The organism is Acinetobacter sp. 226 (assembly GCF_048147925.1).
GTDB lineage: Bacteria > Pseudomonadota > Gammaproteobacteria > Pseudomonadales > Moraxellaceae > Acinetobacter > Acinetobacter pecorum.
In genome coordinates this window covers 1-20,276 of sequence record NZ_JAYWYX010000027.1, presented here as the reverse complement: position 1 = coordinate 20,276, position 20,276 = coordinate 1, and the positions used below count along the sequence as shown (strand labels likewise).

Below are 20,276 nucleotides of genomic sequence, written 5' to 3'. Positions count from 1 at the left end.
GTTCGCAAAATTTTGCAGGCAATCATCAATACCGAATAGGTTGATGTTGCGGTAAGTTCTAACCCGACCCTTGTACTGCACAAGCAGCACTCGGGTCATAGAAGAGTAGGAATAACTCATGAAGCCTCCCCAGTTTCAGCAGCTTGGATCAAGGCATCTTTGCGCTGAGCATAAATACTGAGTAGCTCCTGATGATCAGCTGGAAGTAATTTAGCTGCAGGTATTGCTGGTGCTAATCGTTCTAGAGTTTCAACTGAATCCATGTCATAGATTCGATTGATCAGTATCTTTTTCTTTTGGGTGTAAAGCATGTCGATCGGATAGCTTGATTGACCACTACCTGACATCGCGTCTTTAGATATCTTGTCCCGAACAACTTTGGTGGCTTGTTGATTTATTTCATCAATCAAGCTTGGCTGTATGACTTCAATAACTTCATCTACAACTGGTTCCACCTTGGGTGTGTATTGCTCAGGATCTAGTTCAAGTAATTTGTCTTCAGTAAGCTTGCACAAGTGCTGTTGATCTTTTTGATCCAGGTGTCCATTGGCCAGAAATACGTGACGGAATGAAAGAACGTCCTCAGCATTGGTAAACTGGTCAATTTGTGCTGTGAACTTCTCAACAAGCTTTACTGGGTTGGTTTCAATCAGTTCATCGATCAAGCCGTCTTCTGATATAGCAATCGGACCTTGCTCGGTAATTTGAATATTAGACTGACTTCCAAATGTGTTTTCTTGTGCTATAGCCTCAACAGGTTGAATCACTTCTAGCTCAGGCTGCTTCTCAATATTTGGTATGGAATTACCTGGACCAGCTGGTATGCCAACCTGCTCGGTATCTTCCTTGGCTTTAGTTGAGCGTTTCTTTTTGGCTTTACCTGTATTATCGATTGTTGGTGAATAACAAATGACTCGACCAAACAGCTTACCCATTGCCTCTAGTTGTAACACTGCATTTTTATTATCTGCTTGAGCAAAACCATTACGCACACAAGCAAAATATTCCCCATTCTGTTTACTGTATTTAACCCGGGAAACGTGATCAGGATGAACAATAAAGATTTCCTGATCTTCTACAACATCTTCAAGCGTTAGAGGCTTAGCAAAAGTAATACCTGCCAGCTCCATGGTTTCAACCTTGATGCAGAACTCATAGCCTGGCATAGCGAAAATCGTGGCAGGGAACTGAGACAGGTCATCAAAATCCATTAACTCACCAGCAGCGCGACACATGATATTTCGGCCAGCCATCATTGCTTCAAAGGCTTCTTTGCTATTTAAAATTTTCATGCTGTCATTGCTCCCTTCGCTACTTGTTCTATTTCATTTTTTACGGCTTCAAATTTTGAAGCTTCTATCTGGTTGAGAGCATCAAGCCCTAAATGTTCACATACTGTTTTCGCATCAAGACCACATGTGTCGATGAAATCCTGCAGATCGGCCAGCTGCTCATCAGAAATACCATTGAACTCTGGTGGATCTACCCAGGCATTGCGCTGTTTATCAAATGTGCATTTCATTTCTAGGGCACGACGGACTAATTCAGCACGCATATTCTTGTAATACAGATGAGTGTCTTCAAGAGACTGAGTGAGCTGATTTAGATCACTCGCATACTGGGCCTCACCACAGCTTTGTACCCAGTTTTCTAAATCTTCTTGAGCCTTGATTGCGGCCAATTGATCAGGCGTCAGGGTGTTGATATGGTCCTTAGCCTGTTTGATGAGATCGGCCAGAAATGTAGGACTGGTCTTTAGATCCGGCACCCATACTTCACCAGTATCACCACCTAAACCACCCGCATTTTTAGCATGATGAGTAGGGCAAGGCTTAAAGCTAATTACCCGGGCATTCTTACCTTCACCAGTGGCGACTGTGGTCAAATAGCCCATGATGTCAGCAATGCGGTAAAGCTCATTTCGGTTTTTACCACCCAGATCAGGACGATAAATTACCTGGTCACCGCTTTGATCTTCAGAAGCATGGGCAATAAACACCACATCTTTTCCTGAAGCGATCAGCGTATTCACGTACTGCTTAAAGATGTTGTTGGCCAAGCCCTGGGCTTTAAGCTTTAACGATCCATCTTTTTGTTTGTTGGTCGCATTCAGCATTAAATGTGTTTTGATACTTTCAAGCATTGCCCCAACGGTATCGATTACAATAGTGTTGTACGGTTCAAGATCGGCCATTGTGAGGTTTGCAACATCAGACCACTGGTGAGCCTGAACTACAGCACCGCGACGAAGTTCGCCAGTACGGTGAGAACCCTTGTCAAAGTCGAATGAAATAGCTTTATCACCAGTAAAGCCGATAGATGTTTTACCCAAGCCTGGATCTGCATACAGGTAAACAATAATTGCCTGAACTAGCAGCGCTTGATTCGCTGGAATAATATTAATCGCCATCTCAACGTACTCCTGCAGAACGGTTATTACGTTTAAAGTTTTTATAGTCTTCAGATGCAAAGAAGCCCGTACTTTCTAAAGCTTGATGACGCTTGTTCTTGCGCATAGCAACACGCGCATTTTCCAATCCATCCAGAACCCATTGCGGAGTAAGAGATTTATCCATCTTCTTCAATGAGCCATTGGGTTGAATGGAGTAGATCTGCGTATTACAGAAATAGTCAGCAATAGTTCCAGAGCTTTTGATGCGTAGAGCGAAATAGCTCACACGCGTTTTACCCACTCGATATATTTCAAGTCCTTCGAAGGTCTTGATGTATTCAGAGAAGTAGCGATGAGTTGAGTTGAACTCAATCGGCATTGGAACTATAGGTAGCTCATCTGCTTTGAATTGCAGGAAACCAGTGTAAAGATCTACAAAATTAATTTGAGTTCGATCATTTAGAGGAGACCAGTCATCAGAGCCGCATTCACACCAGTAGACTGATTGACCATTCAAAAGCGCCTCAAAGATTTGATCAGCAGAATTTAAAATCATGACTGCACCTCCACTAGGCGATGCTTCATGATGTAGCTAGTGATCATTGAATTGATTTCGCGGTGATCCTGATGATCAGTGAAGTCTTTATATGGATTACCATTGGCATCAAATACATTGATTTCACCCAGCTCTGTTACTTCGACTGCAGTAAACTCTGAACCAGGTACGCCGTAGCTATCTGGATAAGCCTGAACTTCAAATGAAGAGATATTTAAACGGAATCCATCCAGATTAAGAATTGCTTCACCACGACTTTGGTCATGCATTTTTAGTGAAATAATGCCGTATTCAGACTGAATGTTTTGCGCTGGAGCAGGTTGTCCAACATTTAAGTCCGCATGAAAAGCGACTGCTAAAGCGCTTACTGTTAAGGCAGCAGTAAACAGAGTTACCTTAAAGCTATTGTGTGGAGTTAGTTTTGTGTTCATAATTACTTTACTCACAGATAGAGTGTGGGTCACGCCTCAGGTTGCTCGAACAACACTGAGGCTTTTCTTTGCTTGTGAGATAAAATATACCTGTGAGGTAAAATAAAGTAAATACCTGTTAGGTAAAAATAGTAAAAATATTTTTACTCTTCAGGTGAAATAAGATTTAATAGACAAAAGAAAACCCACGCAAGGTGGGTTCTCTTAAAGCGTAAATCTTATTTTTTGTATTCAGTAATACTGATAGGTTTGTCTTTCATAAACTCTACAATACCTTCACCAGCTTTGAAGTGAATTGAAACGCCGTCATCATTGGCCAAACGCATACCACTTCCTGAAATAGCTCGTTTAAGGTGATAAACCTTGCCAGAATTATCAGTCATTTCTGCGGTTTCAAAATTATCTGAAGATTTCAATTCGACTGTAAGATCCATTGGACCAGTAAAGTTAATTACCTGAGTTTCAGCTGCAGTATTGCTCACAACTTTTTCTTGCTCTACTTCGTTTTTTGGATTTGAAGTACAGCCAGTAATCACTAATCCTAACAATGCTGCGCCTAACAAATATTTCATTGAGACTTACCTTTCTATTTATGAATCATAGGTATCTTTATATTAATTGTTATAATGTAACATTTAAAGACAAGGTTACACTTACCTTACATAAAGAAAACCCGCGGATAGCGGGTTAGTGATGCTTTACTTAGTTATTACAGACCTGGTCATGAGAGGTCTTAAGTCCAATATAAAGATTTAATATTTCAGAAGTAAGAAAGCTTTAGCACTGAATAGCATCTTTCTCTTTGTAGTGATCCAAAACCAAATCCATATCAGCCAAAAGTGCAACTTCAGAGTATTCACCGGGTGATAGCTTCAACAAGTTAGGCATATAGTTTTTTTCATACTCACGCGGGTAGTCTCTGCATAAGATCTTTACCCGCACATCTTGAGTGGTGAACTCTGAATCTAACTTTTCTAGGTATTTGCTAAGAATATTATCTGAGTTCTCAAGAGCTGTAGCGGTGGCAATTGGATCCACACCTTCATCTGGTTGCTTCTGGCAGCCGGTAAAAGTCAAAGATAAGAGCAGAGTAGTAAGTGTGATGTATTTCATAGTTATAGGTTTATTGTTATTGGAGTTTGAATTATAAGCAAGTTTAGGGAAAAGAAAACCCACCGTTGGGGTGGGTTAGCTTTGAAAATTTAGAATTTCTTGTATATAGCTAAAAGTTTCACTGTTATTTAAAGAGTTAGGATTGGTTTTTGATTGTATAAAACCCTTTTTATTAATAGTAAGTTCAATAGAGCTAATAAGGTTTTTAATATGCAAAGTTACTTTGTTAATTAAAAAAACTTCCTTGGATAAAAAATATTTTGAATCTTGAATTGCATTTTCTGTAGAAAAAATCTCCAAATTAGCAAATGATTTATTATTTAAGCTTAATTTTTCTATTGAAATAAACTTAATATTACAATTGTATTTTTTGAAAAAATATTCAGAAACTGCATTAATGTTAATACTAACAGGCTCAATTGTGTACCCCATTCCTGCCAATTTTGATAACTGATTGAAAAAATTTCGTAAAGATCTCGGTGGATTTGAGAGTGCTAAATAATAAATATCATGTTTTTTAAATATTGAAAAATTAATATTTTGATAACTTTCATACTCAATAATCTTATTTTCACCTTCAGGCGATAAAAAAGAAACTTTATTAAATATTTTCTCAAAACAATTTACCTCTAATATTTGACTATTAAAAGTAAGTATATTGAAAGAAAAAATATTATGCTCGTAATTTTCTAATGTTCTATGTATTATCCCAATACCTTTAGGAAGTTTAATTCTATATAGATAAATCTTGTGCATATTGTTCACCAGGAGAATTAATGGAATTAAGACTTCTTACAGCAGCAAAATAAATTTCACGATTAATTCTCATAGTTTCTGTATGAGAGCACTGTTCAATCTTATTGTTTTGAAGTTTACGGCCTTTCAAAAAATATGAAAATCCTGCACATTCATCTGGTATGGTAAATTTGGCTTCGAATACAAACTTTTCATCATTATCTTCTTTTGATGTTGCTTGCCAGATTACACGATAGATATGAAACCCTTTACCTAAAAGTGTATCAAGCTCAGGAACATCCATTAAACCATGACCACTAAAAGAAGCTTTGCGAATTGAAGCCACTGAGGTCATGATAGCTAAATCATCAGTACTCGAAGAGTTTTCTTTTGTTACATAGATATCTAGTACAGTATCATATTCAAAACCCTCAATATCTCTAATAAGATTATCAAAGAATTGCTTTCTAAGCAGATTATCTGTAATACCTAATAATTCTATTTTAGTTTTTGAAGGTTGTGAAAATTGATTGATGACATGCGATAATATTTGTGATTCAACCAAGTTGTCCAACTCTTTAGAGTTTGGGTATTCCAAATAGAGGGAGTTTCCACCTTCTATAGGCCGTATCATTATAGCTGCTTCTTTTCTTTCTCTACGATTAAATGCATTTTTTGTGAAATCGTAGACTGAATAGTTTATATTTATTTGTCTTGATTTTAGACCATTTCTTTTATAAACAACCTTATCAATGTCTATTTCCTCTTGATTAGTTAAGTCGTCAATAAATTGACTTTCCAAAGAATCAAGTTTATTTAAGACCTGTCTGTCTGTCAGATCATCTAAGTTATTTAATGATAATCCTGATACCGCCGTACTTCTTTTATTTTCAGTAGCTAATGCGGATTCTATTAAATGATAATCGTAGCTAGAATGAAAAAATGAAGAAAACTCTCTTGCTAATAATTCCCGAGAAGTGTTTTTTCCATAAATTATTCCTCTTTTAGCAAATAAATACGCAACTTCATCATTAGTTAATGCCCTATTTCTATTTAAGGTTCCAAATAAATCAATGTCATTAGGATTTATATACGAAAATCTTGAATAATTCATTAAAGATGTCGAGCCCCATTTAATGGTGAAGGTAAAAATTTTTTCTCTAAGTTTGAAATTTGATTAAATGTTAGTTGACCATCAGATATAGGATTTAATCCATTTACGCTCCAAGTTTTATTGTATTCTATTAAAGCATTATTAAAGTTTTTTTCTGCATTAATATGTGGGTTTAAATGAATTTGTCTAACATTGACTTTTTTACTGTTGTTAAACATCTGATATCTTGATAATTGATCAATTAAAAATAAAAATTCCTCTTGCGTACTACCATCTAATCTGTAGTAGACAATAAATCCTGGAAAGAATTTAATGACTTTATCAGAGTCTGCATCAATTTGTTCTGAGGCTAAATTTCCAACTATAAGATATGGACCACATAGTACTTCAACTGTCGCAGGAAACTTACTCTCATCACCTTGTGTTCGATGTAATTCAAGATTTGGATAATAAAAGTAATAGTTTTTATTTCCCAATGGGAATTTTAATGAACCCCTAAGACTTTGTATGTCTTTTCTTATCGTTTGCATGTATACAATTACTGTCGGGTCCATAATGTGCACAAATTGATTTGGATCTATATGCAAGTTTTCAACATTTAAAGTCTTAATATTACCTCTATGTTCTTGCGGCTCAAATTTCGCAACAACATTGAGCTTAGAAAGAATGTCTTGAGAGTAGTCCCCATCATGATTTAGTAAAAATAATAAACCTCTAACTTCTCCACTAAAATCAGGATTAGAAAAGTCAATTCTCCATTGTTCATTATCTCTGGCACAGGAAATTGATTGTCCCAAAGATTTTAATGCTTCTCGGAGTTTTGGTGGACTTATTGACGAACTACTGTAACTTTTTAAGTCACAATAAAAAAAGATTTCTTTACCTGTATAAGGATGTATATATGAAAAAACTATATCTAAGGGGTGCTGATCATATTGTCCATCAGGAAAATGCCTTTCAGTATCCTGACATAAATAATCATTGTTTTCTAAAGTATCAGAATAGGTAGACCATCTGAAAAATTCCAGCATTTGTTTTGATTCATTTTCTGCAATTTTTGCAGTCGAAGCCGTTTCAACCATTTATTACCCCCTAATAATCAATTAAATCTTAAGTATTTCTATACAACCTCTCCCATATAAACTGTGTAGAGAGGTACTTTTAACTAAATAAAAAGCTGAATACGCTTAAACTTTTTATTCGCTTCAATTTCAGTTTTATAAAATTTATCTTTATCAGTTGAATCTATGAACTTGGTAAAAGTAGTGGATTCAAGAAGACGATATAGAAATCTTTCGCCCGTCTGAAGTATTACTGTCAGTAGATGATGCTGATAAAGCACATGGCTAATCTTATGGGAATTGATTTCAATTGTTTGCATATCACACTTCCCGTAATTATTATTTGGAAAAACCCCAAGCCGCATATAGCGGCTTTTATTTTTTTAAGGTTTAACTAAAGCAGATTCCAGGCGACCAATAAAATCAATTTCATTAAGCTGCTCATTAGTAATAAATTCATCTGGATAGCGAATCTTGTCAGGATTATCACTTGCAAGCCTTACTGTTGTGCCGCCTGCATAGCTTATAAAAATCCTTTTCATTCTTAGCTCGTAGTTATGCTTAAAAACATACACCGATCCACTCTTAAGCATGCCTGGATCTTTATCAGCCACATCAATAAAAAGAGGGCTGTCTGGTGCTACAGTTGGCCACATACTGTATTCATCAGAATAAATCACACGTAGATTCTCCGGCTTAGCTTGTATACCTAAAATCCTTAGTAGCGATGGGTCAATGTCTAAATATTCACTTGGATCTTCTAAAAAATTCTCTATCCCACTTCCACAAGAAGCCTTTACATCCCTGTACACCGGTATTCTCACATTATTTCTTTTGCTTCCTTCGGCACCACGAAATTCAATGGGCGCAATTTGGATTCCGCTTTTATTTGAAATATCACTTAAAGGCATGGTGATGGCATTTGCCTGATCCAAAAAACCCTTAGGCTTACCAAAAGCCTCTTCTATTTTGGTTGCAGTCTCATCGCCAATATTTTTAGTCGGGTTTTTCCCGATGTATTGGCTAACCAAATTATAAGAAAGCCCCACCTTTTCAGCAAAATCAGTACGACTCAACCCAGACTCCTTCATTAAGTCTCGAGCATTCTTAAGCCGTATTTCATGAATTTGCATCAAACCAGACATGCCAAACCCCATTATTTAATCCATTGCTAAATTTACCTGTTAGGTAGAAAAAATAAATACCCTGACAGGTTGAATAAGTTTTACCTAAAAGGTATATTTAATATTAATTTACCTATCAGGTGTATTTTCATGCGAAACCTATATGATTACTGGAAATCCTTAAGCGAGGATGAGAAGCATATTTTTTGTTCTCGTGTAGGGGTGTCTTACGGCTATATGGAATCACATTTGATTCATGGTCGTAAAAAACCCCGCATGGAAACTATCCAAGCAATTGTTGATGCTAGCAATAACAAGCTATCCCACAAAAATCTTTTTGACTTCTTCCTAAAGAAGACCCCAATAGCTGCTTAAACCAATTATCAATCAGTAATCGTTTTAAAGAAACGTGAACAAAAACAGGGATTCACATGATTCTAAAGAAAGAAACAAGAATAGCGATTCATCAGATGATTAATCAGTCCGAAGGATTTGATCCAAAGGATATTGCTCAAGTCACTGGTGATGCTCACAAGACGATTTGCAACTATGGCAATCCAAATATGGAGAACCATGATCCAAGTCTAAAGAAGTTTGAGGCGATCATGCTTTTGACCCAAAACCCGGTAGTTCTGAAAGTTTGGGCTCATATGCTTGGTTTTGTTCTTATGCCGGCAGGTGGAGAAGGCACACATCGTCAGATGACTATCGTAGAGGCATTACTTCAAATGAATTCTGAAACTGGAAAAGCCAATCAAAAGGTTTATGAGGTTTTAGAAGATGGCATGGTGACGCCACAAGAATATGCGGAAGCGAGCGAAATTCTTAATCGCATTATTGAAAACGCTAAAGCGGCGGATATGGCTTTAAGCAAGCAAATGCATAAATTCACACAAAAAGAAAAAGCCTGATTTCTGAGATCAGGCTTTATCAATTCAAAACTTTAGAGGGCATTGAATATGAAATCAAATCTAGCACATGAACCACCAATACCTCAAGGGCAAGTAGTTCATTTTCCAAAAAATGAGCGCAAAGCTATGTCGAATAAAGAAGAGCGCTACACCAAGATGCCAAATGGTTTAATTGACGGTCAGATCATGGCTCAACTGAACGATAAGGCATTTAAGTGTTTAATGTTTGTCATGCGCCAAACCATTGGGTTTGACCGCGCATCCCACCCAATTGCCATCACTCAATTTCAAAAGTATTGCGGGATTAAAAAACGCGACACGGTTATGTCATGTATTCGCGATCTGGAAGAACTTGGTTTGATCAAAGTTGAGAGAACAACAGGCTGTCTAAGTGAATATCAATTTACTCCTGACCAGTACCGCGAAAAGGGACTAGTACCAAATGAAGGTAGTACCCTTAAAGGTGATGGGACTAGTACCACCAAACGGGACGGGACTAGTACCGCGAAAGGTGACGGGACTAGTACCGTTGAACGGGACCCTATTAAAGAAACACTTAAAGAAACACTTAAAGAAAACTTTAAAGAGAAAAACGCGCAAGAAAATTCAGTTGATCAGGTTCTGAATCTCTGGACACCAGATTTACATTCTCTGAATTCTTGGTTACAGCGATCAGGTGAAACCCCGATGACCCAAGAACTGGTGAATCAGATTTTACTTGAAGTGAATGCTCACTACGAACCACGTTTGAATGCAGGCTTGATTACAGATACCCAGATGTATTCAAACTTCGTGAAGTGGATCAAACGCAAGTTTACTCAAAAAACGTATCAATCCTCTGAAAAACCAAATTCCAATCTTGACGTGAATACAGCTTGGGCAGACCAAGCATCGCAATATCACGCACCAGTGAATTCACCAGTCCATATTCCGGAGGATTTTGTATGAACGCAATGTCGATGCTGACTCAGGGATTAAAACAAACACAAGCGATCTGCTTGAAACACAAAACCGCCATGGTACAAGCAGGCCCTTTTCAGAAGTGCCCACAATGCGCCGTAGAGTTTCATGAAGAACAACTCGCACAAGCACAGGCTGAAATTGATCGTACCGTACGTGAAAAACACTTTGCTGGGGCAATGCTTCCAGAGCGTCATGCAACATCAGGTTTTAAGAATTACCTGGTCAAACATGTTGGACACCAGAACGCATTGAATCAGGTCGTTTCTTTTGCCAAGAACATGATCAATGGCCACAAGAATAATTTTGTGATGGTAGGGCCTACAGGCACCGGTAAAACCCATTTGAGTTGCGCTACGGCTCGAACACTGCTCAACAAGGGCAAGTATGCGCGTTACATCACCAGTGAGGATATGGCACAGCGAATCATGAATGCGTGGGAGCAGCCGGACGCTACAGAGAAGTCTGTGATTTATGACTTCACCCAGTATGACCTGTTGATCCTGGATGAATACGGATTACATGACCGTGATAAACGCCGTGAGTTGGTTCACAAAGTTTTATATGCACGCTATGACCGTATGAAGCCAACCATGTTGATTTCGAATCTCACATTGGCTGAACTGCAAAAGGATCTGGGTGATCGTCTTTGGTCTCGTTTCCAGCAGGGTGGATTGACCTTGGTGGAATGCAATTGGGCAGATCAGCGTGTAGGGGGTGCAGCGTGAGTGTCGAAGTCCAAGTGACGGCAATTGATCGTCAAGCGCAAACAGTAACTGTTGAGGCCTATCAAGATGAAAGACGTATTTTCAGAAGTCCGATGCCTTACAAAATTGAAACCAGAGCAAGCATTGAATCATCTTTAAGAAAAGAACTTAAGAATTTTAATCGCCCATCATGGGGTGGAATGAGCATCGTATTCATGTGCCGTATTGGAGATATGAAATGAGAAGTATTCGAGATCAAAAAACAATGGATTGGTGTGAAGAGCTAGAAGGGCTTGCTTATGCACCTGTAATCAATCACGGCACTGTTTACGCATACAACAAACATAAATGCCGCTGTGAGTTCTGCAAGGAAGCCAAGGCGATTAGCAATCAACGTGCCGCATTGAAAGCGAAGATAAGACAGGTGGCAGCATGAACACACCCACCATTCAGCGCTTTGAAGAAATCAAAGACATCCTGGTGTATGTAGCCTTCTCAAAACATGAGGTGACTTCGGCAGAGCTTGAAGAACATGTGTGTGATAAAACGCGAGCAGCTTTGAATCAAAAATTGCGAGGCTTAGTTCAGGCAGGCTACTTAGAATTTAGATGTAACCATAGCACTAGACTCTATGTGGCAACAGGAAAGACCAAGCAATTATTTGGAGCTAATGTAGCGGCATGAAGGATCTAAACAAAGCGCTGATGTTTATTTTTATGGCCATTGGGGCTGTTGTATTGAGAGTTGGGGGTGTGGGGTGAATGACAAGCTACTCAATCGCTGAATACAAAAAAATGGTTAAAGCCACCAAACCGAAAGGGCGCTCCAAGCGTCCTAAGGTGAAAGGCGAAAAAGTACAAAGCGAAGGTGAAGTAAAACTGGCCACTGCGTTAAGAGCTTTAAAAATAGATTTTGAGCAGGAATTTAAGTTTCACCCAGAGCGTAAGTGGAAAGCAGATTTTCATTTAGTGGGTAAAAAAATATTGGTTGAAGTGGAAGGTGGGATCTGGAGTGGTGGTAGGCATACAAGAGGCAAAGGCTACATTGGCGACATGGAAAAATATAACGCAGCAACCATGATGGGTTATCAGGTAATACGGTTTAGCACAGAGCAAGTGAAATCAGGTTTAGCGATACAACAGATAGAGAAGATGGTAGGGGATTTAGGATGAATGCGATGGTTGAAAAATTTGAACAGTTTGAATGGTTGATTCGGGGTACTACAGCAAAGTCACCTAACTTTGAGCCTGTGGTACATGGGACTAATGAGAAGCCTCTGGATTATCAAGATCGTCTTGGTGCGGTGGCATCCATGGAAACGCAGCTTGCTAAGTCAGTTACAGCATTGATTGTCTTTGAAGGCAAATCCGAAATGGATTATAGACATGTGCAGTCACACCTTGCGCTCATCATGTCTACAAATGCAAAGCTGGAAAAAAGACGAGATCCTGCCAAAGTGACCATTGATGAGATGGCATCAATGATTGCACGGATGGTAATAGACTTTTCTCTTAATCCTGATTTGGAGAATAATTTTACAGCTCAGGGGCGATTGTATTATGCGGGTCTGCGTAGCTGGCAGATGGATGCAGAGTGCTATCGTAAAACATGGAAGCAATACGAAAACCTTATGGTTTTAGCCATTGAGAATGCAATTGATGAGGCAGCCAAAACCATTAAAAGTTATCGAAAAAATACTTATAAAGAATTTGAAGCGTAGGGATTCCATTATTCCGGAAACCGAGGTATAGTTTCACTATACTGGTCGTATTACGGTTCAACCGAGACCAAGTTATTAAAGCTCATCGAAAGATGGGCTTTTTTGACATTATTTATTCATAAAATTAAGTGATAATGCCTTTTTGTTTTTGAGCTCTAATTGAAATGGCGATTTTAACTGTTAAAAAACTAGAAGATACTCTCGGTAAATTAGTAGCTGAAGGCAAAAAGCCTGAAAAGATTTTATTAGGCTATAAAGCGTATGGCGAGCTAATGAATGATCGTAGCTTTTTTGAGGAAGTGGCTGGCTCAGCAATGGATCCAAACAAACGAAAATATAAAAATATTAAAATTAAGGTCACTCAAGACGAATACCAGTTTAACGTGAAATGTCAAAAATAGGTTTAAGCATCAAGGAAAGCTCGCCAAATGGTGGGCTTTTTTAATGCATAGAATTTATTATCTGAAAAGAAAATTAACTTAAGCTCAACATTTGAAAACATTTTCTTAATATTCTCTATACTTTCTAATCAAAGCTTCGGTGCTATATTGTTTTTGCGATAAGAAGAAGATGCAATACGAAGAAAGTGACTACAGCACTGGCCCACTTATTTGACGAGTAAGTGGGCTTTTTAACGTGATCAATAAAGTAACATTATGCTAATGAATAAATTATGGCTTTGTATAAAATGACCACCTAGATTCTATGCTGTAGAGTCTTTCCTATTCAGCCTCCTTTCCCCAAAAGGAGGCATTTTTTTGTCCGGAGAAAAGTATGCTCCAATTTATATTCTGCTTATTCGGCCTACATGGTGCGACTGAGATCGATTACACGGTTGATGATGAAGAAATCAAAGTGTGCCGTGATTGTTTGAAAGAAGTTGAATGAACCCTTGTCACTTCGGTGACACTAGCCGAACGTATTACGGCAATCAAAGCCCCTCGCATTCTAGATGTTGAGGGGTTTTCTTTTCTTATTGGTGGTAGATATGCGATTAGGTCGAATGGTTGTTGCTGCAATGCTAGGTACGGCATTTGCGGAATACTCACGCTCAAGTGGTGGTGATTGGGATTCAATCTTGTGGGGTGAGCCACAATCAAACAAATCAAAGCCTAATCGTGTAAGTCAGGCAAAGAGACGCAAGTATAAGCGTCAAGGTCGGTGAATATGGACATAGTATCTGCGCAAAGGGAATTAAAAGAACACTGCGACCAGATTGATATTTTACTCAGTCTGTCCCGCAGCATGATGACTGCTAAAGAGATGGTGAATGTTGATGAAAAGCTTAAACGCCACCGAGAGCGGGCAAGAAACATCAGAATCAATCTCTATGAAGCGCAACCCCAAAAGACTCGCGGCAATCAGAAAGCTGCCGTGTATTCGGTGTGAATTTGATGCGCTTCATGGTTGAATTAAGCTGAATTCCAATGCTAACCTCAAGCTCCTTTTTAATAGTGATATTTAAAAAATGCCTTATAAAAGAATTGAGTTATTTGAAAAAAAGCAGTTTGGCGAAACACCTCTAAAGGTGGATGCTTATTATATTTATTATGGTGATGATATGAATACTGGTGGGTATACAGCAAGCTTAGCTTATAAGCCTGCGGGCTGTGCTTATCAAGGGCGTTATCGCACCTTATCAAATATTAGTGCTGATGAGGCGTTAAGTGAAATGCTTGATAACATAAGAAGTGCCTACAATTTAAATGAATATGTTGAAAACCTATCAGATTGGAATCAGTTGTAACATAAACCTCCCTCGGGAGGTTTTTTTAATGGGCGCAATTTATGGATGTTGATGACTACTTCTGGAAAACCAAAAAACGCCCAATTAAAACAAAATCACGCACCAAGCCTTTGCCTAAGGCTAAAGAAAAATATCTAGAAGCAGAAGAAACCTTATTTCAAGAATTAGAAGAATACCGAATTGGTTATCGACGCAAGTTTCAATTTGAATCGACCAAAAATTGGCGCTTTGATTTTTATATTGTGAAATTGAATCTTCTTATAGAAATCGTGGGTAGTTCATGGTCGGTTGGCCGTGGTGGGAAAAAGATAGCGAATTCATTTAATAAGTATGATCTTGCTGAAGATCAAGGTTATACATTTGTGCGTCTTGAGCCTCATCAAATTGAATCAGGTTATGCAATTAATTGGATTAGAAGCCAGTTAGAGAGATTAGAAGATGGAACAGTTCAGACCATTCCCGCCGACGGAGCTGATTGATCAGGCTGAGCAAGAGGAAGCCATTCGCTTGGCACCAGCACCAGAGCTTAAAGAATGGGTCATTACAAATTGGCTTACTTTAGGTGGTGAACTACATAACCCCGATCATGATCATATTGCCGAACTACTCCATGACAATGAAGAGTTCCTTGCATTTGCATGGGCTTCATCTGCCGCCGTAGCGAAAAAACGTATGGTGCTGGGCCAATGTGAAAAGGTCATGTTTAACCAGGGTGGATGGAAGAAAGCACGCCAAGAACAACAGATGCGGGATTGGTTCGGCTTTGTGCCTCAATACTTGATTACTGTGGATGCCACATTCTGTGAACAGGCTTCGGATCGTGAGTTCTGCCGCTTGATTGAACATGAGTTGTATCACATTGGTGTAGAGCGTGATGAAGATGGCGAAATCATTTATAGCGATATGACTGGGCTGCCTAAGCATTACTTGGCTGGCCACGATGTCGAAGTGTTCTTTGGTGAGACTAAACGGTGGGGAGCTGATGATTCAGTGAAACGTCTCGTTGAAATTGCCAAGAATGCGCCGTTTGTATCTGAAACAAGTATTGCTGCGTGTTGTGGAAACTGTGTCATTGTTTAAATTTTTTTGCCTACTTTGCATGACGTAGCATGACAAAAGGGGGATTTATGGCAGCACTTAAAGAGCCTGTAAAAATATTTATTGTTCAAGCTCTTGCATGCCGTGATACCCCTCAAGAAGTTGCGGAGTTGGTCAAGCAAGAGTTCAACATCGAAATCGATCGTCGTCAGTGTGAAAACTATGACCCGACTAAATATGCAGGTCGCAATCTCGGGAAAAAGCTTGCAGATCTATTCAACCAGACTCGTAAGAAATTTGATGAAGGTTTGATAGATATTCCAATTGCCAGTAAGTATTACCGGCTTAAGCAATATCAGAAGCAACTTGAAAAAACCAAGAATGCAAAATTAGCACTCAAGATTCTTGAGCAGGCTGCTAAAGATGTAGGTGGTCAATTCACTAACCGACAAGAAATTACCGGTAAGGACGGCGAAGCATTACAGACCACCGTTGTTCATGCTACTCAAGAACAGGTCGAAGCTGCTGTAAAGAAGGCCCAAGAGGAATACTAAATGGATCTGCAAACACAGGTTGAAAAGAAGCTGTGTGAAGATGAGCATTTATATTTCACCCGGCGTTTTTTCAAGCCCCGGATGGGCTTTAAATTTACGGTGAATTGGCACCATGTTTATATCTCTTGGATCATTGATCAGGTGATAGCTGGTGAGATTGCAAACGTTGTTATCAATGTTCCACCAGGTGCTGGTAAGACTGAATTGACAACCAATCTAATACCACGTGGCTTGGCTTTGAATGCGCGCTCTCGATTCCTGTATCTATCTTTCTCTCAGTCACTGGTCGAAGGTGTATCAGATACGGCGCGTGACATTGTGAAGTCGAAAGACTATCGATTGATGTGGGATTTAACGGTCTCCAATAGTACTGACTCCAAAAAGGAATGGAAGATTACAGTTGAGGACTACGATGTTGGCCATGTGTATGTGGCCTCTATGGGTGGACAGGTAACAGGACGGCGCGCAGGAACACTGGCTGATGATGGCTTTACAGGTTGTATCATTATCGATGACCCATTAAAGCCAGAAGATGCTTTCAGTAAGATCAAACGAGATGCCGCCAATCGCAAGTTACTTAATACGGTGAACTCACGTAAGGCCAAGTCTGATACACCCATCATCATGATCATGCAGCGCCTGCATACTGAGGATCCAACCAACTTTGTCATGACAGGTAATTTACCTGGTGAATGGACTCAAATATCTATTCCGGCATTAATTGATGATAAGTACATTGCAACCTTGCCAAAGCATATTCAAAAGCTGGTACCGCGAGATGCTGAGCGTGATGAGCAAGGCCGCCAAAGTTACTGGCCAAAGAAAGAATCGCTTCAATCCTTATTACAACTTGAAAAGGGTGGCAAGGATAAAGAAGGTGCCACGGTATCCCGTTATACGTTTTCAAGTCAGTACATGCAGCAGCCTAAGAAACTGGGTGGTGACTTAATCAAGTCCGAGTGGTTTGGATTCTATAAAGAGCATCCAGAATTACAGTGGCGCGCCGTCCTTGTTGATACGGCGCAGAAAACCAAAGAGCACAATGACTATTCTGTATTCCTGCTTGTAGGCATGGGGATAGATGGCAAGCTGTACTTGCTTGACCTCTTACGTGGCAAATGGGAAGCACCGGAGCTAAACCGTCAGGCGAAAGCCTTTCTGGATAAGCATAAAGAATACACCTGGCACACCAAGCCTATTCGCTACATGAAAGTAGAGGACAAGGCATCTGGTACCCAGTTGATCCAGACACTAGGAACTTATTCCGGTGTTGCTGTGATTCCGGTCCAACGTAATACAGACAAGCTATCCCGTTTTATGGATGTGCAGGTTCATCTTGAAGCGAACTATAAGGATAAGCCTGATGACCGGTTTGTATTGGTACCTAAAGATGCTCATTGGGTCGGTGAATTCTTTGAAGAGTGTGAAGCATTTAATGCGGCATTTACCCATGATCATGACGATCAGGTGGATACGCTCATTGATGCGATTGAAGATGCAGTGATTGCAATTAATTACAGCCCACCAGCGGCTTAAGGTTTTATTTATGGCTAAGAAAAGTAAAAAGTCTGAAAATAGCAAGCCCGAATCTGGTGCACTCTATTCTCATGAGGCAGAGCAGGCCTTAATCAGCTATCTGACCAAAATGCCAGATGGTGATGAGGTCCTTCGTAAGGCGGGGGTCACACGTCCACGATTGAAAGTCATGATGTATGACGATGAGATTTATCAGGCCATTGAGAAACGCCAGGATAAACTTGAGAGTGCATCATGGCGTGTAGAGCCGATGGACCGACCGGAATCTAAAATCATTATGGAGCATTTACGTGAGTGGTGGTCTGAGATTCTCTTGGGTGCGCAGAATGCTCGCTGGTACGGATATTCTGTATTAGAGGCAATCTATACCAAGCCTGAGGAACCGAGCCTACATATTGACGGCGATACTATTACACCGTTTATTGGTTTTAAGTGGATTGGTGAAAAGCCAATGCAATGGTATGAGCCTAAGAATGATGGTCGTCTGATGTTGCTGGCCAACTACAACACAACTCGACAGGATCAGGAAGTAGACCAGCGCTTCAAGCACTTTTTGACACGTTGTAAATCTACTTATGAGAATCCATTAGGTGAGGCTCTTTTAAGTCGACTGTACTGGGTCTGGTTCTTCAAGACTTCTGGTTTTAAGTTCTGGGCCAAGTTTGTCGAAAAGTTTGGCTTACCCATGCTGGTTGGTAAAACTACCGGCAAGACAACAGATATGCGTGATGCACTACTTAGAGCTCATGCCAGTTCAGTGATTGCTTTAAGTGGTACAGATTCAGTTGAAATACAAACTGCCAATACTAATGGTAATGCTTCCCAGACATTTGAAGTCTTTGACAAGAACTTAGAGCGCCGTATTCAAAAGGTGATTCTGGGTCAGACTTTGACAAGTGGTACCGACGGCGCAGGTTCACGAGCTTTAGGTGATGTGCATTTAGAAGTACAGAACTCGAAGTATAAAGCTGACGTACGAATGATCATGCCAACGATCCAAGCCGTTATTAATGCGTTATGCGATCTAAATGGCTGGGAACGTCATCGAGTCATCATTGGTGAAGAGAAATCACTCGAAGAGCCTAAAGCAGATCGTGATGTGAAGTTAAAGAATGCAGGTGCAGTCTTAACGCCACAATACTTCAAGCGTGAGTATGGGCTTGAGGATGGCGATGTGATTGAGCAGGTTCAAACAGGTTTCAATCAATTCACAGCATTACCGCGTCAGGCATTCAATTTCAAGGCAACAGCAAACAAGCTCTCACCAGAGCAGCAAGAAGTTGAAGAGTTGACTGATGCACAGGATGAATTGCAGCTATTAAAACCGGATCAGGTCAAGGAATTGGTATTCAAGTCTGATAGCCCTGAAAGTCTGGCTTATAACTTGATGCAATTGATACCTGATGCAACTCAGACGCAGTTCACGGCTAATCTGGATCAAGCTTTGTATGCTGCAGATGTGTTGGGGTATGTGACGGCGCAAGATGGGAAGTAAGTTATGCAACCAGTCACATTTCTTGAGGCGCTTCGGTACGCTCACAGTAAAAAGATTGCATTACCTGATGAATTCTATTCAATGGATCTTAAAACTCGGCAGATGGCAACTAGGGTTAGCTTTCTATCGAGCCTTGAGCAGGTTGAAACAGTCATTAAGGCCGTGAATAAATCGATTGCCGATGGCGGTACTTTCAAGGACTTTCAGAAGCTGATTGAAGAATCTGAAATCATCCTGCCTAAACACTATTTGGATAATGTATTTCGTACCAATATCCAAAGTGCTTATGGACATGGACGATGGCAACAGCAGCAACGGAATAAAGCTAAACGACAATACCTGATGTACTCGGCGATCAATGATAGTCGCGTACGTCCTGCTCATTTAGCTTTGAATCGTATCGTACTGCCGATTGATCATCCATTCTGGCTAACACATTATCCACCATTGGGATTTCGTTGCCGGTGCACCGTGATTGCCTTAACCGAGAAGCAGGCACTGAAATACGGCATTACACCTGATGATCAGTTGCCTGAAATTGCCGAGGCTTTGGATTGGAGTTCTCACCCATTGCAGTTTGGTGAACTTGAAACGCTGGTAGATAAAAAGATCAGTGCTTCATCCTTAGATAAAGAATATCTCCTCGAACAGAAAGAGGTCATCAAAGCAGAATGGACGGCGAGTAAAAAGCTCACCAGTCTATTTGCTCCAATGGATGATAACGCCCGGGACCTGTTCGACACAGTGGCCAATACGGTGATTCCACTTGATCCAAGTATTCGGCCAAGTGCAATTCGTACCTTCTTGGACTATGTGCAAGGAAATGATGCTGCACTGAGCGGCTATTTAAACTCTGCTACAAGCTCACTGGCTGATGATGTGCTTAAGCGGTGGCTGAGTACCGATATGGCAGCTATTCAGGCTGTGGCAAGCAATACTGTCTCAACCGTGGTGGGTACCGCAACTCTTCAACAGATAGCAGCGTATCAGGTCGGGCAAACTATTCAGTTGAATGCGCCGTTATTGATGGCTGAAAGTGCTGGTGACATCGTGATCAAGATTGAGAATGCTAAAGGGCTCGG

Annotated in this window: 30 protein-coding genes; 19 read left to right on the top strand and 11 right to left on the bottom strand. The window is 40.0% G+C overall.

What is annotated here, in order from left to right; genetic code table 11:
• Positions 1-116: 116 nt before the first annotated feature.
• The 11 genes from VXP95_RS12720 to VXP95_RS12670 all read right to left on the bottom strand — a co-directional run bounded on the left by VXP95_RS12720 (position 117) and on the right by VXP95_RS12670 (position 8,559).
• Positions 117-1,292: a hypothetical protein gene (locus tag VXP95_RS12720; RefSeq protein WP_416680601.1), complete on the bottom strand. Its 1,176-nt coding sequence runs from the start codon at positions 1,290-1,292 to the stop codon at positions 117-119.
• Positions 1,289-2,410: an ATP-binding protein gene (locus VXP95_RS12715; RefSeq protein ID WP_416712147.1), complete on the bottom strand. Its 1,122-nt coding sequence runs from the start codon at positions 2,408-2,410 to the stop codon at positions 1,289-1,291. Before VXP95_RS12715 ends, VXP95_RS12720 begins: the two co-directional genes overlap by 4 nt.
• Before the next feature lies 1 nt (position 2,411).
• Positions 2,412-2,948: a hypothetical protein gene (locus VXP95_RS12710; RefSeq protein ID WP_416712146.1), complete on the bottom strand. Its 537-nt coding sequence runs from the start codon at positions 2,946-2,948 to the stop codon at positions 2,412-2,414.
• Positions 2,945-3,379, bottom strand: a complete 435-nt coding sequence (locus VXP95_RS12705; protein ID WP_416680598.1) for a hypothetical protein — start codon at positions 3,377-3,379, stop codon at positions 2,945-2,947. Before VXP95_RS12705 ends, VXP95_RS12710 begins: the two co-directional genes overlap by 4 nt.
• Positions 3,380-3,597: 218 nt before the next feature.
• Positions 3,598-3,951 carry a hypothetical protein gene (locus VXP95_RS12700; RefSeq protein WP_416712145.1) on the bottom strand — a complete coding sequence of 118 codons (354 nt, stop codon included), beginning with the start codon at positions 3,949-3,951 and terminating at the stop codon, positions 3,598-3,600.
• Between the two features lie 205 nt (positions 3,952-4,156).
• Positions 4,157-4,492 (bottom strand): hypothetical protein, encoded by a 336-nt coding sequence (locus tag VXP95_RS12695; protein WP_416712144.1) that lies wholly within the window; start codon positions 4,490-4,492, stop codon positions 4,157-4,159.
• A gap of 75 nt (positions 4,493-4,567) precedes the next feature.
• Positions 4,568-5,248 (bottom strand): hypothetical protein, encoded by a 681-nt coding sequence (locus VXP95_RS12690; protein ID WP_064101974.1) that lies wholly within the window; start codon positions 5,246-5,248, stop codon positions 4,568-4,570.
• Positions 5,226-6,341, bottom strand: coding sequence for a hypothetical protein (locus VXP95_RS12685; RefSeq protein WP_064101975.1), 1,116 nt, complete (start codon positions 6,339-6,341; stop codon positions 5,226-5,228). The genes VXP95_RS12690 and VXP95_RS12685 overlap by 23 nt, the downstream gene beginning before the upstream one ends.
• Positions 6,341-7,423: a hypothetical protein gene (locus VXP95_RS12680; protein ID WP_064101976.1), complete on the bottom strand. Its 1,083-nt coding sequence runs from the start codon at positions 7,421-7,423 to the stop codon at positions 6,341-6,343. Before VXP95_RS12680 ends, VXP95_RS12685 begins: the two co-directional genes overlap by 1 nt.
• Before the next feature lie 83 nt (positions 7,424-7,506).
• The gene (locus tag VXP95_RS12675; protein WP_416712143.1) at positions 7,507-7,722 is read right to left on the bottom strand and encodes a hypothetical protein; all 216 of its coding nucleotides are present in this window, start codon (positions 7,720-7,722) and stop codon (positions 7,507-7,509) included.
• A 63-nt stretch (positions 7,723-7,785) separates the two neighbouring features.
• The gene (locus VXP95_RS12670) at positions 7,786-8,559 is read right to left on the bottom strand and encodes a LexA family transcriptional regulator (protein ID WP_159137898.1); all 774 of its coding nucleotides are present in this window, start codon (positions 8,557-8,559) and stop codon (positions 7,786-7,788) included.
• 117 nt (positions 8,560-8,676) lie between these two features.
• Between VXP95_RS12670 and VXP95_RS12665 the strand changes: the two genes are divergently transcribed.
• The 19 genes from VXP95_RS12665 to VXP95_RS12575 form a co-directional block, all read left to right on the top strand.
• A complete protein-coding gene (locus VXP95_RS12665; protein ID WP_005262243.1) occupies positions 8,677-8,901 on the top strand; it encodes a hypothetical protein in 225 nt (74 codons plus the stop codon).
• A gap of 56 nt (positions 8,902-8,957) precedes the next feature.
• Positions 8,958-9,437, top strand: a complete 480-nt coding sequence (locus tag VXP95_RS12660) for a phage regulatory CII family protein (RefSeq protein ID WP_005171431.1) — start codon at positions 8,958-8,960, stop codon at positions 9,435-9,437.
• 48 nt (positions 9,438-9,485) lie between these two features.
• Complete coding sequence (locus VXP95_RS12655) at positions 9,486-10,385, top strand: replication protein (protein ID WP_416712142.1); 900 nt, start codon at positions 9,486-9,488, stop codon at positions 10,383-10,385.
• Entirely contained in the window at positions 10,382-11,125 is a 744-nt protein-coding gene (locus VXP95_RS12650) for an ATP-binding protein (protein ID WP_416712141.1), read from the top strand. Before VXP95_RS12655 ends, VXP95_RS12650 begins: the two co-directional genes overlap by 4 nt.
• Positions 11,122-11,346 carry a hypothetical protein gene (locus VXP95_RS12645; protein WP_416712140.1) on the top strand — a complete coding sequence of 75 codons (225 nt, stop codon included), beginning with the start codon at positions 11,122-11,124 and terminating at the stop codon, positions 11,344-11,346. Before VXP95_RS12650 ends, VXP95_RS12645 begins: the two co-directional genes overlap by 4 nt.
• Positions 11,343-11,540: a hypothetical protein gene (locus VXP95_RS12640; RefSeq protein WP_416712139.1), complete on the top strand. Its 198-nt coding sequence runs from the start codon at positions 11,343-11,345 to the stop codon at positions 11,538-11,540. Before VXP95_RS12645 ends, VXP95_RS12640 begins: the two co-directional genes overlap by 4 nt.
• Complete coding sequence (locus VXP95_RS12635) at positions 11,537-11,788, top strand: hypothetical protein (protein WP_416712138.1); 252 nt, start codon at positions 11,537-11,539, stop codon at positions 11,786-11,788. The genes VXP95_RS12640 and VXP95_RS12635 overlap by 4 nt, the downstream gene beginning before the upstream one ends.
• A 77-nt stretch (positions 11,789-11,865) precedes the next feature.
• Entirely contained in the window at positions 11,866-12,276 is a 411-nt protein-coding gene (locus VXP95_RS12630; RefSeq protein ID WP_416712137.1) for a DUF559 domain-containing protein, read from the top strand.
• Entirely contained in the window at positions 12,273-12,824 is a 552-nt protein-coding gene (locus VXP95_RS12625; RefSeq protein ID WP_121980183.1) for a hypothetical protein, read from the top strand. The genes VXP95_RS12630 and VXP95_RS12625 overlap by 4 nt, the downstream gene beginning before the upstream one ends.
• A gap of 164 nt (positions 12,825-12,988) precedes the next feature.
• Positions 12,989-13,225, top strand: coding sequence for a hypothetical protein (locus VXP95_RS12620; protein WP_005262234.1), 237 nt, complete (start codon positions 12,989-12,991; stop codon positions 13,223-13,225).
• Between the two features lie 587 nt (positions 13,226-13,812).
• Positions 13,813-13,989 carry a hypothetical protein gene (locus VXP95_RS12615; protein WP_416656324.1) on the top strand — a complete coding sequence of 59 codons (177 nt, stop codon included), beginning with the start codon at positions 13,813-13,815 and terminating at the stop codon, positions 13,987-13,989.
• Between the two features lie 2 nt (positions 13,990-13,991).
• The gene (locus tag VXP95_RS12610; protein WP_416680581.1) at positions 13,992-14,213 is read left to right on the top strand and encodes a hypothetical protein; all 222 of its coding nucleotides are present in this window, start codon (positions 13,992-13,994) and stop codon (positions 14,211-14,213) included.
• 79 nt (positions 14,214-14,292) lie between these two features.
• Positions 14,293-14,571, top strand: coding sequence for a hypothetical protein (locus VXP95_RS12605; RefSeq protein WP_416680580.1), 279 nt, complete (start codon positions 14,293-14,295; stop codon positions 14,569-14,571).
• A 41-nt stretch (positions 14,572-14,612) separates the two neighbouring features.
• Positions 14,613-15,050, top strand: a complete 438-nt coding sequence (locus VXP95_RS12600) for a hypothetical protein (RefSeq protein WP_416680578.1) — start codon at positions 14,613-14,615, stop codon at positions 15,048-15,050.
• Positions 15,010-15,651 (top strand): putative metallopeptidase, encoded by a 642-nt coding sequence (locus tag VXP95_RS12595; protein WP_416712136.1) that lies wholly within the window; start codon positions 15,010-15,012, stop codon positions 15,649-15,651. The genes VXP95_RS12600 and VXP95_RS12595 overlap by 41 nt, the downstream gene beginning before the upstream one ends.
• A gap of 47 nt (positions 15,652-15,698) precedes the next feature.
• Positions 15,699-16,163, top strand: a complete 465-nt coding sequence (locus tag VXP95_RS12590; protein WP_005236588.1) for a DUF2280 domain-containing protein — start codon at positions 15,699-15,701, stop codon at positions 16,161-16,163.
• Positions 16,164-17,699: a phage terminase large subunit gene (gene terL / locus VXP95_RS12585; RefSeq protein ID WP_416712135.1), complete on the top strand. Its 1,536-nt coding sequence runs from the start codon at positions 16,164-16,166 to the stop codon at positions 17,697-17,699.
• A 10-nt stretch (positions 17,700-17,709) separates the two neighbouring features.
• Positions 17,710-19,194: a phage portal protein family protein gene (locus VXP95_RS12580; protein ID WP_416712134.1), complete on the top strand. Its 1,485-nt coding sequence runs from the start codon at positions 17,710-17,712 to the stop codon at positions 19,192-19,194.
• Between the two features lie 3 nt (positions 19,195-19,197).
• On the top strand, positions 19,198-20,276 hold a 1,079-nt coding region (locus tag VXP95_RS12575), incomplete at its 3' end, for a phage minor head protein (protein ID WP_416712133.1).